This is a genomic window from Aeromonas sp. 601027 (genome assembly GCF_049174455.1).
Classification (GTDB): Bacteria; Pseudomonadota; Gammaproteobacteria; order Enterobacterales; family Aeromonadaceae; genus Aeromonas; species Aeromonas veronii_A.
The window spans coordinates 37,440-49,873 of sequence record NZ_JAAKTN010000008.1 but is presented as its reverse complement, the minus strand read 5'-3'; the positions used below and the strand labels follow the sequence as shown (position 1 = coordinate 49,873).

The following is a 12,434-nucleotide window of genomic DNA, read 5'->3' as shown; positions in this document are numbered from 1 at the left end:
CCGTTCAAAAATCCGCCACATCCGGTGCCACATTCTGGTATGATGCGCGGCCTTAGCGCTCGCGCATCCCCGTTTTCTCCGAAATAGAGTCCTTTTGTGAACAACAGCGAATTTAGCAGCCTCAATCTCTCCCCCGCCCTGCAAGAGAACCTCACCAGCCTGGGTTACCTGCAGATGACCCCGATCCAGGCCCAGAGCCTGCCCCTGGTGCTCGATGGCAAAGACCTGATCGCCAAGGCAAAAACCGGCAGCGGCAAGACCGCCGCCTTCGGCCTCGGCCTGCTGGCCAAGCTCAACGTCAACCGCCTCGAAGTGCAGGCGCTGGTGCTCTGCCCGACCCGCGAACTGGCGGATCAGGTGGCCACCGAGATCCGTCGTCTGGCGCGCGCCCTGCCCAACGTCAAGCTGGTGACCCTGTGCGGCGGCACCCCGACCGCACCTCAGTCCGCCACCCTGAGCTTTGGCGCCCACATCGCCGTCGGTACCCCGGGTCGTATTCTCAAGCATCTGGAGCAAGGCACGCTGGAGCTCTCCGGCCTCAAGACGCTGGTGCTGGATGAAGCGGATCGCATGCTGGACATGGGCTTTGGCGAAGATATCAACCGGGTCATCAGCTATGCCCCCCAGCAGCGTCAGACCCTGCTCTTCTCCGCCACCTATCCGGAAGGGATCGCCCAGATGAGCCGCGGCGTGCAGCGCAATCCGGTCGAGGTGAGCGTGGAGTCCCTGCACGAGGGGAGCGCCATCGAACAGAAGCTCTATGAAGTGCCTGCCGGTCATCGCCTCGACGCCCTCACCTGGCTGCTGAGTCACTACCAGCCCAGCTCCTGCGTGGTGTTCTGCAACACCAAGCGCGCCTGTAACGACGTGGCCGACCATCTGGCCGCCAAGGGCTTCTCGGCGCTGGCGCTGAATGGCGATCTGGAACAGCGCGAGCGGGATCAGGTGCTGGTGCGCTTTGCCAACGGCAGCGCCACCATTCTGGTGGCCACCGATGTGGCGGCCCGCGGCCTCGACATCAAGGAGCTGGGCGCCGTCATCAACTACGAGCTGACCTATGATCCGGAAGTGCACGTGCACCGCATCGGCCGTACCGGTCGTGCCGGCCAGCAGGGTCTGGCCCTGAGCCTCTATCAGCCGAACGAGGCCCAGCGCGTCAACTTTATCGAAGAGTACCAGCAGGCCCCGATGCCGCTGGGTGATCTCGACAGCATCGGCCGCGACATCAAGCCGATCGCCCCGCAGATGGTGACCCTCTCCATCGATGCAGGCCGCAAGACCAAGGTGCGGGCCGGTGACATTCTGGGTGCCCTGACCGGTGAAGGCGGCATTGCCGGCGCCGACGTGGGCAAGATCCAGATCTCCGAGCAGTACTCCTACGTCGCCGTGAAGCGCAGCGTGGCGAGCGCCGCCCTCAAGCGGTTGCAGGAAGGCAAGATCAAGGGTCGCAGCTACCGCGCCCGCAAACTGGGCTAAGGTTTTTTGCAAGCCGTTAGCCAGACCACAGGCGCCTGAGAGGCGCCTGTTTCATATCTCCGATGCCGCCATGCGGCAAGACAGGCACCATGACCCAAGCAATCCAAACCGATGTGAGCTGCCAGAACTGCGAAGCCTGCTGCTGCCGCCTCGAAGTGATGCTCTTTACCGATACCGGCGTGCCGGACCGTTATGTACTGGAACGGGAAGGCGAGATACCGGTCATGCGCCGGCTGGACGATGGCTGGTGCGCCGCCCTCGACCGCAACACCATGATGTGCCGTATCTACGAGGTGCGGCCGCTGATCTGCCGCGAATTCGAAATGGGTGAGCCCGACTGCGTTGACGAACGGGACAAGTGGTTTATCAAGCTGGATTGACCAGGATCCTCGAATGCACTCACCACGATGATGTGCCCCATCCATGTACGAGTACGAGGTGCGACCGCTGATCTGCCGCGAATTCGAAATGGGTGAACCCGACTGCGTTGACGAGCGGGACAAGTGGTTTATCAAGCTGGAGTGAAACCCGTCCAAACGGTGAGCGAGGTGGTCAAGCGTGCGCAGGTTCACAGGGAGCGGTGTTGAGCTGCTCCCCCAGCCACTGGATGGCCGCTGCCTCCTGCTCGAAGTAACGTACCGCCCGAAAGGGCAATCCCGTGAAGATATTATCCGCCAGATAGCGCTTGAAGCCCCCCACGAAGACCACCGCCAGAAACTGACAGCCACTCTCGGCACACCAGCCAAACTGGCGACGAAAACGGGCCAGCACCTCGGGCCCGGCCGCTTCAAACTCGGTCGCGACCTCGACAATCCCCCAGGGGCCATCCATCAATCCGGCCAGTTCGTGACGAAAACGCGCCTCATAGGCCATGGCACCTGCCAGATTGAAAGGGCCACTCGGGCGGCAGATCAGCATCTGGCCCCTGCGCTCCATGTCAAATTGCCCATGTGGCTGCATGACTGCTCCCATTCCGTTACCACCACCATCGCCTGCAAATTGTTACCACAAGGTAATAATTTATAAGGAAAAGTCCAGCAGCAAACAGGCTTTTCCCAAAGCGTGCTCATCCTATCCAGCAAACCGTCGGCACCTCATGTTACCGGCAGCCCGCACTGAATCGATCTCAAGATGTGCGATTGCAGTTAACGAAACGTTACTGCTATTATCCGCGCCGCCACAAACATTCCACCTGCCGAAAGGTTTGGCACCTCAACAAGGATGTGCAATGAAAAACAGGGACTCGAGTCATTACCAACGGATCTGGCGCTGGCACTTCTACGCCGGTCTCTTTGTCGCCCCTTTCCTGATCCTGCTGTCACTGACCGGGATCGTCTATCTGTTCAAACCCCAGCTCGACAACCTGATGTACCCAGAGCTGATGGAGGTCGCCCCCGCCAGCCAGACCCTGAGTGCCGACCAGCTGCTGGCCAAGGCGATGATGACCATGCCCGATGCCAACCTGCGTAAATACCTGCCGCCTGCCGCTCCCGACCTGAGCGCTCAGTTCATCGTCAATCAGGGGGAGCGCGAACTGACCCTGTTTATGGATCCCGCCAGCGGCGCCCTGCTCGGCACCATGGACAACAAGTGGAATCTGCAAGCGGTGGCTCGCTCCCTGCACGCCGACCTGCTGCTCGGCACCACGGGGGATCGGCTGATCGAACTGGCGGCAGGCTGGGGGCTAGTACTGCTGCTGAGCGGCCTCTACCTCTGGTGGCCACGCAAGGGGCCCGGGGTGGGTGGCATTCTTTGGCCCAGAGTGAACCAGCGCGGACGCCTCTGGTGGCGGGATCTGCACGCAGTGGTCGGCTTCTGGGGCGCTGGTTTCCTGCTGCTGTTGCTGCTGAGCGGCATGACCTGGACCGGTTTCTGGGGCGATCAGTTTGCCGCGGTCTGGAACCGCTTCCCCGCCGCCATGTGGAACGAGGTGCCCAAATCGGCACCGCTGGCTCGCAGCCTCAATCAGGCCCACGAGCAGACCGTCCCCTGGGCGGTGGAGAACACTCCCATGCCCAGCTCGCAGCCTGTTGATGAGGGGCACGATCACGGCGCCATGAACCACGGCGAGCACGAGGGAATGGTGATGGCCAGCCAGCGGATCCCGCTGCAACAGGTGTTGGATATCGCCACTGCCCGGAAGGTGAGTCCGGGGTACAGCATCACCCCGCCGGTCGGCACCACCGGCGTCTACACCATCGCCCTGTTTGCCGACGATCCACGCAACGACGCCACCCTGCATATCGATCAATACAGCGGCAAGGTGCTGGCCGATGTGCGCTGGCAGGATTACGGCACGGTTGCCAAGACTGTGGAGAGCGGCGTCATGCTGCACATGGGCAAGCTCTACGGCTGGCCCCATCAACTGGCCATGCTGACCATCTGCCTGATGGTGCTGGCCAGCGCCGTGAGCGGCCTGTGGATCTGGTGGTGCCGTCGTCCGCAAGGCCGTCTCGCCGCGCCGCCACTGCCCGCCAAACTCCCGCCGATGCGCGGTGCCATCGCCCTGCTGATCCTGCTGGGCATTGCCTTCCCGCTGGTGGGCACCTCCATGGTTGTCATCTGGCTGCTGGATACCCTGCTATTTTCCCGCCGTACGCTCAAAGTGGCGCGCGCCAGCTAAACCCGCCAAAACCAAAAAGGGCTCCCATCTCGGGAGCCCTTTGTATTGTTCGCCTTGGCGAGCTGCGACCAGCTGTCAGGAGAGCGCCAACCCGATGGAGAGTAGCAGGCTGAACAGAAAGGCGCTGATGGCGGTCTTCTTGAGGGCACCGGTCAGCACCTCGCCATCGTAGCTTTCGCGAAGAGTCTTGGCCGCATCGCTGAGCGGCTTCATGGCGGGCAGGAAGATCCACGGCCAGAAACTGGCGGGCTGGATCAGGATAAAGGCGATGGTTGCCAGCAACGCCGCCCCCAGCAGTACCCAGTGATAGGCGATGGCGCGGTTGCGGCCAAGGCGAACCGCCAGAGTGATCTTGCCGCTGGCGGCGTCGGTCTCGATGTCGCGCACATTGTTGATATTGAGCACGGCGGTCGCCAGCAGACCACAGGCGGTGGCAGGCAATAGCAGATCCCACTCCAGCGTCTTGGTGAAGAGGTAGTAGGAGCCGAGCACCCCCAGCAGACCAAAGAAGAGGAACACCGAGATATCGCCAAACCCGCGATAGCCGTAAGGGGTCTTGCCGACAGTGTAGGTCACCGCCGCGACGATGGCCGCGCCACCCAGCACCACAAATGCCAAAATCTGCAGCCACTGGCCGCCGAAGGCACAGCCCAGCAGCAGCAGGCCACTGGCCACCGCCGCCAGCGCGGTCAGCCCCATCGCCACGCACATCTGCTTTTTGGTGATAAGACCGGAGACCACCGCCCGCTGCGGGCCGATCCGCTCACCGTTGTCGGCGCCGGAGACCGCATCGCCATAATCGTTGGCCAGATTGGAGAGGATCTGCAGCAGGATGGCGGTCAGCAGGGAGAGCGCCATGATGGTGCCATCGAAGGCACCACGACTGGCAGCCAGCCCCGAGCCCAGCAGGATGGAAGAGCAGGCGAGCGGCAGTGTTCGCAAACGCGCCGCCAGCAACCAAACAGAGAAGGTATTTGTCATTTTGTGATGGCCAAACAATCGGATATTGATCGTGTTAAGGGTTATCGAACCGGATTTGGGTATACTTGGCCCCGGAGAGTGAAGCTCCCGCGGGCGATTTACATGGACGAATGGGCAGATAATATATAGGAAATCATCGCCCTTTGGCATAAACCTACGGCATCCAGCTACCGGATCGCTCGTTACTACCCGGCTCAGAAAAGAATCCATGTTGGCTCAGACCCATATCAAGCAACAACTGGACGCCCTGCGTCACAGCAACGTCAGCGGCTTCGTACGGTTGCGAGTGGCGATCGAAATCCGCTCCTTTCTGGGCTGGCTCGCGGCGCAAACCCTCTATCCCCGCATCTACTGGCAGGCCCGTGGAGAGGCTCGTCCCGAGTATGTCGCGCTGGGCGCCATCCATGAACTGACCGAGCCGCACGCCATCAAGCAGGTGTGCACTAACACAGCCAACCAGCATCATGACGACAGCCCCCGCTACTATGGCGGACTGGCGTTTGATCCGGCTCAGTCCGGCTGGCAAGGGTTTGGCCCCTGCCGTTTCGTGCTGCCCCGCATCGAGCTGGTGCGCCGTGGTGAGTGCGTCAGTCTCTGCCTCAACCTCTGGCTGGATGAAAACAATCTCGAGGCCGAACTGCAGGCGGCCGACGCCGCCCTCGATGCCCTGCGCCCGGAAACCCCGCTGCCCGCCCTGCAAAAGCAGCCCTGGCAGCGACAGGATTGCCCCGGCCCCGCCCAGTGGCAGACGCTGGTGGAGCGCGTCACAGCCCCCGATTTTCAGGCCCACACTCCCAAGGTGGTGCTGTCGCGGGAGAGCGTGCTGACCACTCCGAACCATGATGCGGATATCAATCCCTGGGCCATGCTCGACCAGTGGGCCCGCCATGCCCAGGACTGCTTCCACTTCGGTTTTCAATTCTCCCTCGAGCAGGCCTTTATCGCCTGCTCTCCCGAGCGGCTCTACCGCCGGGAAGATCGCCACCTCTTTACCGAGGCGCTGGCGGGCACCATTCGCCGCTCCGGCGATGAAGAGGCCGATGCCCAACTGGCCGCCGAGCTGCTGGCCGACAGCAAGAACCGACTGGAGAACCGGCTGGTACATGCCGACATCCTCAGCCGTCTGGCGCCACTGACCCACGATGCCACCCTGACCGAGCCGCGCATTCTCAAACTGCGGCTGCTGCAGCATCTCAAGTGCGATATCGAAGCCGAGCTCAAGCCTGGGGTCTGCGACTGGCAGCTGCTCGACGCCCTCCACCCGACGCCGGCGGTGGGCGGCGCTCCGCGCGAGGCAGCACTCGCCTTTATCCGCGAGTTCGAACCCTACGATCGGGGCTGGTACGCCGGAGCCTGCGGCATGCTGAGCCGGGAGACCTCCGAGTTCTCGGTCGCCATTCGCAGCGCCCGCATTCAGTCGGGCAGCGTCACCCTGTTTGCCGGTGCCGGCATTGTCGCCGGTTCCGAGCCTGTCGCCGAGTGGGCCGAACTCGACAACAAGATCGCCAATGTGCTCTCCCTGCTGGGATAGTCATTCACCCTTTTCACGCTACGAGAGCCCCTATGCCCACCCGTAAAGAGCCTGCCAGCGAAGAGTTTGCCTGCACACCGTTTTCGAGCCAGCACGCCACCTTCAACCACGTCTGGTCCTCCCTCTTGCTGGAGGAGCTCTTTCGCCTCGGGGTGCGCGACATCGCGCTGGCCCCCGGCTCCCGCTCTGCGCCGCTGACCATGGCCGCCGCGGCCCATCAGGGCTTTCGTCGTCACCTGCACTTTGACGAGCGCGGCCTCGGCTTTATGGCGCTCGGGCTGGCCAAGGGGAGCAACCGGCCGGTGGCGGTGATCATGACCTCGGGCACCGCAGTGGCCAACCTCTGGCCCGCCGTGGCAGAGGCCCAGCTCACCGGCGTGCCGCTGATTATTCTCTCCGCCGATCGCCCTCACGAACTGATCGACAACGGCGCCAATCAGGCGATCGACCAGCAGGGGATCTTCGGCCGCTACCCCGTCTATCAACAGAACCTGCCGAGCCCCACCCCGACCATTCCGGCGGCGTTTGTGCTGAGTTCGGTGGACCAAGCCTTGGCCAAACAGGCGCTCACCCCCGGGGTGGTGCACTTCAACTGCATGTACCCCGAGCCCCTTTACCCGGGCGAGCACTATCAGGATTTCTCCGACTATCTGGCCCCCCTCGGCGACTGGCTCGGCTCGCGCAAGCCTTGGAGCCCGTGGCAGCAAAACGAGCCGACCTGCCCACCTCAGGCGGAGTGGGAAACCTTTCGCCAACAGCGCGGCATTATTGTCGCCGGCAGGATCACTGACCCCGAACAGGCACAGGCCGCCGCCGAACTGGCAGAGCAACTTGGCTGGCCGTTGCTGGCGGATCTGCAGAGCCAGATCCGCTTCGATAGTCGCAACCTCATCCATATGGATATGGCGCTCAACGACCCTGAATTCGTCGCCGAGCTGGGCCGCGCCGAGGTGCTGCTGCAATTTGGTGCGCGGCTTGTCTCCAAGAGGCTTGGCCAGTTCATCAAACACCATTCATGGCAGGATTACTGGCTGGTGGATCCGCAACCGGCGCGGCTCGATCCCGACTACCGGCTGCGCAACCGGCTGCTCTGCAGTGCCAGCGCCTTTGCTGCGGGCCATCCGGTCACCACACAAGCCCCTTGGCACACATTGGCCGAGCTGCAACACAACGCCAGCCAGCAGATTGCCGCCGCCTGCGAGCACTTCTCGGAACTCGGGGTCTGCCATCGCCTCAATTCCCTTATCGAAGGACAGCTGTTTGTCGGCAACAGCATGCCGGCCCGACTGATGGATATGCTCGGCGAAACGGGCAAGGGGCCGAGCCGGGTGATGACCAACCGCGGCGCCTCCGGCATCGATGGCCTCATCGCCACCGCCTACGGTTTTGCCCAATCGGTCGAGCCGGGCAGTGATGAGCCCACCACCCTGCTGCTTGGGGATCTCAGCGCCCTGCACGATCTCAACAGCCTCGCCCTGCTCAGCAAGGCGAGCCGACCGCTGGTGGTGATCCTGCTCAACAACGATGGCGGCAGCATCTTTCGTATGTTGCCGGTGCCCACCGAAGGGGAGCTGCTGGAGAGCTACTACCGGCTGCCCCACGGCCTCAGCTTTGAACATGCTGCCGCCATGTTTGGCCTCGCCTATCGGGCGCCGACCACCCTGCCCGAGTTCGAACAGGATTACCGCGCCGCCCTCCAACATGGCGTTACCTTGATCGAGATCCGGGTACCGAGCGAGCAGGTAGCCGATGATCTCAAGGCGCTGGGGGCCGCCATCCGTGGCAAATAAAGATGCCAATGTGCCGCTGGTGTTGCTGCACGGCCTGCTGGGGGATGGCGGCGACTGGCAACCGGTGATCGACCGGCTGCCCGCCATCCGCTGCATCGCCCTCGATCTGCCGGGTCACGGCCAGTATCGCGCTCTCAACGTCAGCGACTTTGAGCAGAGCCACCAGTGGCTGGTCGCCGAGCTGGCAAGCCGCAACATTGAACGCTACCTGCTGGTCGGCTACTCGCTGGGCGGACGACTGGCCCTCTATCACGCCAGCCGCGAGTCCGCCGGGCTGCGGGGGCTGTTGCTGGAGAACTGCCACCCGGGGTTACCGGCCAGTGAACGGGCCGCCCGCATCCAGCACGATGAACAGTGGGCGCGGCGCTTCGAGCAGGAGCCCCTGGCTGACGTGCTGGCAGACTGGTACCGGCAAGGGGTGTTTGCCGATCTTGACGATGCGGCCCGGGCCCGCCAGCTCGCCCGCCGCCTTGGCAACGACGGTCAGGGCATCGCCACCATGCTGCGTGCCACTTCGCTAGGCAAGCAGCCGGATCTCGCCCCCTGGCTCATGGCGAGCCAACTGCCGGTTACTTATGTGAGTGGCAAGCGGGATCACAAATTCCATCAGCTGGCTTGCCAGCTGGCGAACCAGGATCGCAGAATCAACCACTTGGTGCTGGATGGCGGCCATAATCTGCACGCCCATCAGCCTGATAACTTTGCCCGACTTCTCGCGAAGTGGGTCAACCAACAAGAAGAGACGAGTCATGATTGAAGCAATGACGGAAGCTGAACTGTATGCACCTGTTGAATGGCAAGATTGCTCCGCCGGTTACGAGGACATCCTCTATCACAAGTCCAACGATGGCATTGCCAAGATCACCATCAACCGTCCCCAGGTGCGCAACGCCTTCCGCCCCCGCACCGTCAAAGAGATGCTGCAGGCGCTGGCCGATGCCCGTTATGACGATCAGATCGGCACCATCATCCTGACCGGTTTTGGCGAGAAAGCCTTCTGCGCCGGCGGCGACCAGAAGATCCGTGGCGACTACGGTGGATACCGGGATGACGAGGGGACTCACCACCTCAACGTGCTCGACTTCCAGCGCGACATCCGCACCTGCCCGAAACCTGTGGTTGCCATGGTAGCGGGCTACGCGGTCGGTGGCGGCCACGTGCTGCACATGATGTGTGACCTGACCATCGCCGCCGACAACGCCCAGTTTGGCCAGACCGGCCCGAAAGTGGGCTCCTTCGATGGCGGTTGGGGTGCTTCCTACATGGCTCGCATTGTAGGCCAGAAGAAGGCCCGCGAAATCTGGTTCCTCTGCCGCATGTACGATGCCCAGCAAGCCCTCGACATGGGTCTGGTCAACACTGTCGTGCCGCTGGCGGAACTGGAGCGCGAAACCGTGCGCTGGTGCCGCGAAATGCTGCAAAACAGCCCGATGGCGCTGCGCTGCCTGAAAGCGGCCCTCAACGCTGACTGTGATGGTCAGGCGGGCTTGCAGGAGCTGGCGGGCAATGCCACCATGCTGTTCTACATGACCGAAGAGGGTCAGGAAGGCCGCAACGCCTTCAACGAAAAGCGTCGCCCCGACTTCTCCAAATACAAGCGGAACCCCTGATGACACTCGCCCTGTATCGCTATCAACTGCCTTTTACCCAGCCACTGACCTTTCACGGCAAGGTGGAGGTGGCGCGAGAGGGGCTGTTGGTGCGCATCAACGACGGCTGGGGGGAAATCGCCCCCCTGCCCGGCTTCTCGAAAGAGAGCCTGCAACAGGCAGAGGCAGAAGCCCTTGCCACGCTGGCGGCCCTGGCCGCCGGTGACACCCCGAACCCCGTGCTGCCGTCGGTGCAATTTGGCCTCGACTGCGCGCGCCGGACATGGCCCGAGCAGCGCAACCCGCTGCCGGAGCCCTATCCCCTCATTCAAGGCTCCCCCCAGGAGCTGCTGCGCAACTGGAAAGAGTGGCTGCACCGCACGCCCGGCAAGGCCAAGCTGAAGGTGGCACGCTACCCGATGCGTGACGAGCTGGCACTGATCCGCCTGCTGTGCGATCGCCTCCCCTCCCTCAAGCTGGTACTGGATGCCAACCAGGGCTGGACTCGCGAGGAGGCGTGGACCTTCTGCGGCCACCTCGACCCGAATCGCATCGAGTATCTGGAAGACCCCTGTGCCGACTTTGCCGACATCGCCTTTGTCGCCAACCGCACCGGCATGCCGGTGGCGCTGGACGAACTGCTGGCACAAGGCAAGCCGTGGGAGCCTATCCCGCAACTGCGCGCGCTGGTGCTCAAGCCTACCCTGCTCGGTTCACTCGCCAACTGCGAAGCGCTGATCGCCCGCGCCCGCGAACTGCGGCTCAAGGTGATCATCTCCTCCTGCTTCGAATCGGATCTGGGCCTGAACCAGCTCTTTCATCTGGCAGGCGAATGGGCGCCGGAACAGGCGCCGGGGCTGGATACCCGCCGCTGGATGGCGGGCAATCTGCTGGGGGAAGATGGCAAACCGGAACTGAGCCGACTGGAGCAACTGTATTACCGTGATTGACCCCTCCCGCTCATCCGAACAGACATCTTGCCCGGTACGCCACTGGGCAATCACAGCACCGAACCGCATTGCCATCCACGCAGTCTCCCCCCTCAGTTACCGCCAACTCGATGCCCGCCTCAACAGCCTGTGCCAACAGCTGGAACAGGCCGACGTGCGCCGTGGCGATCATCTGGCTGCGGTGGTGCGCGGTGCGCTGGAAGATGTGCTGCTGGCGTGGGCCTGCGTGCGCAGCGGCGTGGTGTTCTGCCCGCTCAATCCCGCCTTTCCTCTCGAAAAGCAGCGTGAGCTGGCGGTACAACTCGATGCCGATGCCTTCTGGTCGGCAGAGGAGATCCCGGCAGGCAACTGGCAGCCCTTGCAGCTCGACTTCACGCGCGAACTGCCAGCAAGAGAGGAAGCGTGGCCGCTGGAATCGACCCAGCTCAACAACATGATCCTCACCTCCGGCTCCAGCGGTACGCCGAAAGCGGTGGTGCACCGGCTCTGCAACCACCTTGCCTCGGCGCGCGGCTCTGCCACCCTCATTTCCCTCGATGAGAAGTCCGGCTGGCTGCTCTCCCTACCACTGTTCCATGTCGGCGGCTACGCCATCCTGTTTCGGGTCTTTCTGGCGGGTGCCACATTGGTGCTAGACGATCGCAGTCAGCCGCTCAAGGCGCGGCTTGAACAGCAACCCATTACCCATCTCTCGCTGGTGCCGACCCAGCTCTGGCGCCTGCTGGCAGAGGGTTTTGATCCCGCCCGTACCCGCCTGCGCGAGCTGCTGCTCGGTGGCGCCGCCATCCCGCAGCCGCTGGTAAGTCGCCTCTGCGCCATGGGGCTCGAACCCAAGGTGAGCTATGGTCTCTCCGAGATGGGCAGTCAGGTCTGCACCGCTATCCCCGGCGATGCTGGCGTAGTTGGCAAACCGCTACCGGGACGGGAGGTGTGCATCCGGGAGCAGGAGATCTGCGTGCGCGGCACCACCCTGTTTGCCGGTTACTACCGGGCTGGCGAGCTGGAACAGCCCCTCGATGACGAGGGCTGGTTTCATACCCGCGACAAGGGGAGGTTCACTACGGCAGGGGAGCTGCTGGTAGAGGGGCGGCTCGACAACCTCTTTATCTCGGGTGGCGAAAACATCCAGCCCGAAACCATAGAGCAGCGACTGGTGGATCATCCCGCCGTCGCCCAGGCGCTGGTGGTGCCGGTGCCGAGCGACGAGTGGGGGCAACGCCCCGCCGCCTTTATCGACTGGCACGGCGAGCCGGTTCCCGACTCCGAACTGGCAACCTGGCTCCGCAGCACCCTGCCCGGCTTTATGGTGCCCGACCACTGGCTCCCCTGGCCCGATCTTGGCGGTAATCTCAAGCCCTCTCGCCAACTGCTGGGCAAGATTGCCCGACAGCTGACCACCTTGTCACAATAAGCTGAATGAGATCGGACTCACAATTTCCCGATCTGCTCTGAAAACAGAAAAAGAAACATGTGAGTCCTCACTGCGGCGCCAGC

11 protein-coding genes and 1 pseudogene are annotated in these 12,434 nt (G+C 63.0%); 10 read left to right on the top strand and 2 right to left on the bottom strand.

The features are described 5' to 3' along the window. Positions 1 to 96 precede the first annotated feature (96 nt). From dbpA to G5193_RS11725, 3 genes and pseudogenes are all read left to right on the top strand, one after another. Entirely contained in the window at positions 97 to 1,476 is a 1,380-nt protein-coding gene (gene dbpA, locus G5193_RS11735) for an ATP-dependent RNA helicase DbpA (protein ID WP_421172272.1), read from the top strand. A gap of 89 nt (positions 1,477 to 1,565) precedes the next feature. After that, the gene (locus G5193_RS11730; RefSeq protein WP_005363120.1) at positions 1,566 to 1,856 is read left to right on the top strand and encodes a YkgJ family cysteine cluster protein; all 291 of its coding nucleotides are present in this window, start codon (positions 1,566 to 1,568) and stop codon (positions 1,854 to 1,856) included. Positions 1,857 to 1,908: 52 nt separating this feature from the next. Then, positions 1,909 to 2,001: pseudogene (locus G5193_RS11725) on the top strand (YkgJ family cysteine cluster protein); the annotation flags it as partial. Positions 2,002 to 2,028: 27 nt separating this feature from the next. On the opposite strand, the gene G5193_RS11720 reads toward G5193_RS11725, so the two are convergent. Next, complete coding sequence (locus G5193_RS11720; RefSeq protein ID WP_337073192.1) at positions 2,029 to 2,436, bottom strand: hypothetical protein; 408 nt, start codon at positions 2,434 to 2,436, stop codon at positions 2,029 to 2,031. Positions 2,437 to 2,704: 268 nt separating this feature from the next. On the opposite strand from G5193_RS11720, the gene G5193_RS11715 reads away from it, so the two are divergent. Further along, positions 2,705 to 4,099, top strand: coding sequence for a PepSY-associated TM helix domain-containing protein (locus G5193_RS11715; protein WP_421206075.1), 1,395 nt, complete (start codon positions 2,705 to 2,707; stop codon positions 4,097 to 4,099). A 75-nt stretch (positions 4,100 to 4,174) separates the two neighbouring features. Here the strand turns inward: G5193_RS11715 and G5193_RS11710 are convergent, their stop codons facing one another. Next, complete coding sequence (locus G5193_RS11710; protein ID WP_042053617.1) at positions 4,175 to 5,080, bottom strand: 1,4-dihydroxy-2-naphthoate polyprenyltransferase; 906 nt, start codon at positions 5,078 to 5,080, stop codon at positions 4,175 to 4,177. Between the two features lie 208 nt (positions 5,081 to 5,288). Between G5193_RS11710 and G5193_RS11705 the strand changes: the two genes are divergently transcribed. Genes G5193_RS11705 through menE form a run of 6 tightly spaced genes read left to right on the top strand, consistent with a single transcriptional unit; the run spans position 5,289 to position 12,351 of the window. Continuing rightward, positions 5,289 to 6,611: an isochorismate synthase gene (locus tag G5193_RS11705; RefSeq protein WP_421206074.1), complete on the top strand. Its 1,323-nt coding sequence runs from the start codon at positions 5,289 to 5,291 to the stop codon at positions 6,609 to 6,611. 32 nt (positions 6,612 to 6,643) lie between these two features. Further along, a complete protein-coding gene (menD, locus tag G5193_RS11700) occupies positions 6,644 to 8,401 on the top strand; it encodes a 2-succinyl-5-enolpyruvyl-6-hydroxy-3-cyclohexene-1-carboxylic-acid synthase (protein ID WP_421206073.1) in 1,758 nt (585 codons plus the stop codon). Beyond that, positions 8,361 to 9,158 carry a 2-succinyl-6-hydroxy-2,4-cyclohexadiene-1-carboxylate synthase gene (gene menH / locus G5193_RS11695; RefSeq protein ID WP_421206072.1) on the top strand — a complete coding sequence of 266 codons (798 nt, stop codon included), beginning with the start codon at positions 8,361 to 8,363 and terminating at the stop codon, positions 9,156 to 9,158. The genes menD and menH overlap by 41 nt, the downstream gene beginning before the upstream one ends. Beyond that, complete coding sequence (gene menB, locus G5193_RS11690) at positions 9,151 to 10,011, top strand: 1,4-dihydroxy-2-naphthoyl-CoA synthase (RefSeq protein ID WP_005354934.1); 861 nt, start codon at positions 9,151 to 9,153, stop codon at positions 10,009 to 10,011. Before menH ends, menB begins: the two co-directional genes overlap by 8 nt. Then, positions 10,011 to 10,940, top strand: a complete 930-nt coding sequence (menC, locus tag G5193_RS11685; RefSeq protein ID WP_158111287.1) for an o-succinylbenzoate synthase — start codon at positions 10,011 to 10,013, stop codon at positions 10,938 to 10,940. The genes menB and menC overlap by 1 nt, the downstream gene beginning before the upstream one ends. Continuing rightward, positions 10,933 to 12,351 carry an o-succinylbenzoate--CoA ligase gene (menE, locus tag G5193_RS11680; protein ID WP_421206071.1) on the top strand — a complete coding sequence of 473 codons (1,419 nt, stop codon included), beginning with the start codon at positions 10,933 to 10,935 and terminating at the stop codon, positions 12,349 to 12,351. The genes menC and menE overlap by 8 nt, the downstream gene beginning before the upstream one ends. Positions 12,352 to 12,434: the final 83 nt, after the last annotated feature.

Bases quoted from the DNA above. Each gene is read 5' to 3' on its own strand.
- menH (WP_421206072.1), top strand. From the start codon at position 8,361: ATGATCTCAAGGCGCTGGGGGCCGCCATCCGTGGCAAATAAAGATGCC.
- G5193_RS11710 (WP_042053617.1), bottom strand. From the start codon at position 5,080: ATGACAAATACCTTCTCTGTTTGGTTGCTGGCGGCGCGTTTGCGAACA.
- G5193_RS11715 (WP_421206075.1), top strand. From the start codon at position 2,705: ATGAAAAACAGGGACTCGAGTCATTACCAACGGATCTGGCGCTGGCAC.
- G5193_RS11720 (WP_337073192.1), bottom strand. From the start codon at position 2,436: ATGCAGCCACATGGGCAATTTGACATGGAGCGCAGGGGCCAGATGCTG.
- menB (WP_005354934.1), top strand. From the start codon at position 9,151: ATGATTGAAGCAATGACGGAAGCTGAACTGTATGCACCTGTTGAATGG.
- G5193_RS11730 (WP_005363120.1), top strand. From the start codon at position 1,566: ATGACCCAAGCAATCCAAACCGATGTGAGCTGCCAGAACTGCGAAGCC.
- menC (WP_158111287.1), top strand. From the start codon at position 10,011: ATGACACTCGCCCTGTATCGCTATCAACTGCCTTTTACCCAGCCACTG.
- G5193_RS11705 (WP_421206074.1), top strand. From the start codon at position 5,289: ATGTTGGCTCAGACCCATATCAAGCAACAACTGGACGCCCTGCGTCAC.
- menD (WP_421206073.1), top strand. From the start codon at position 6,644: ATGCCCACCCGTAAAGAGCCTGCCAGCGAAGAGTTTGCCTGCACACCG.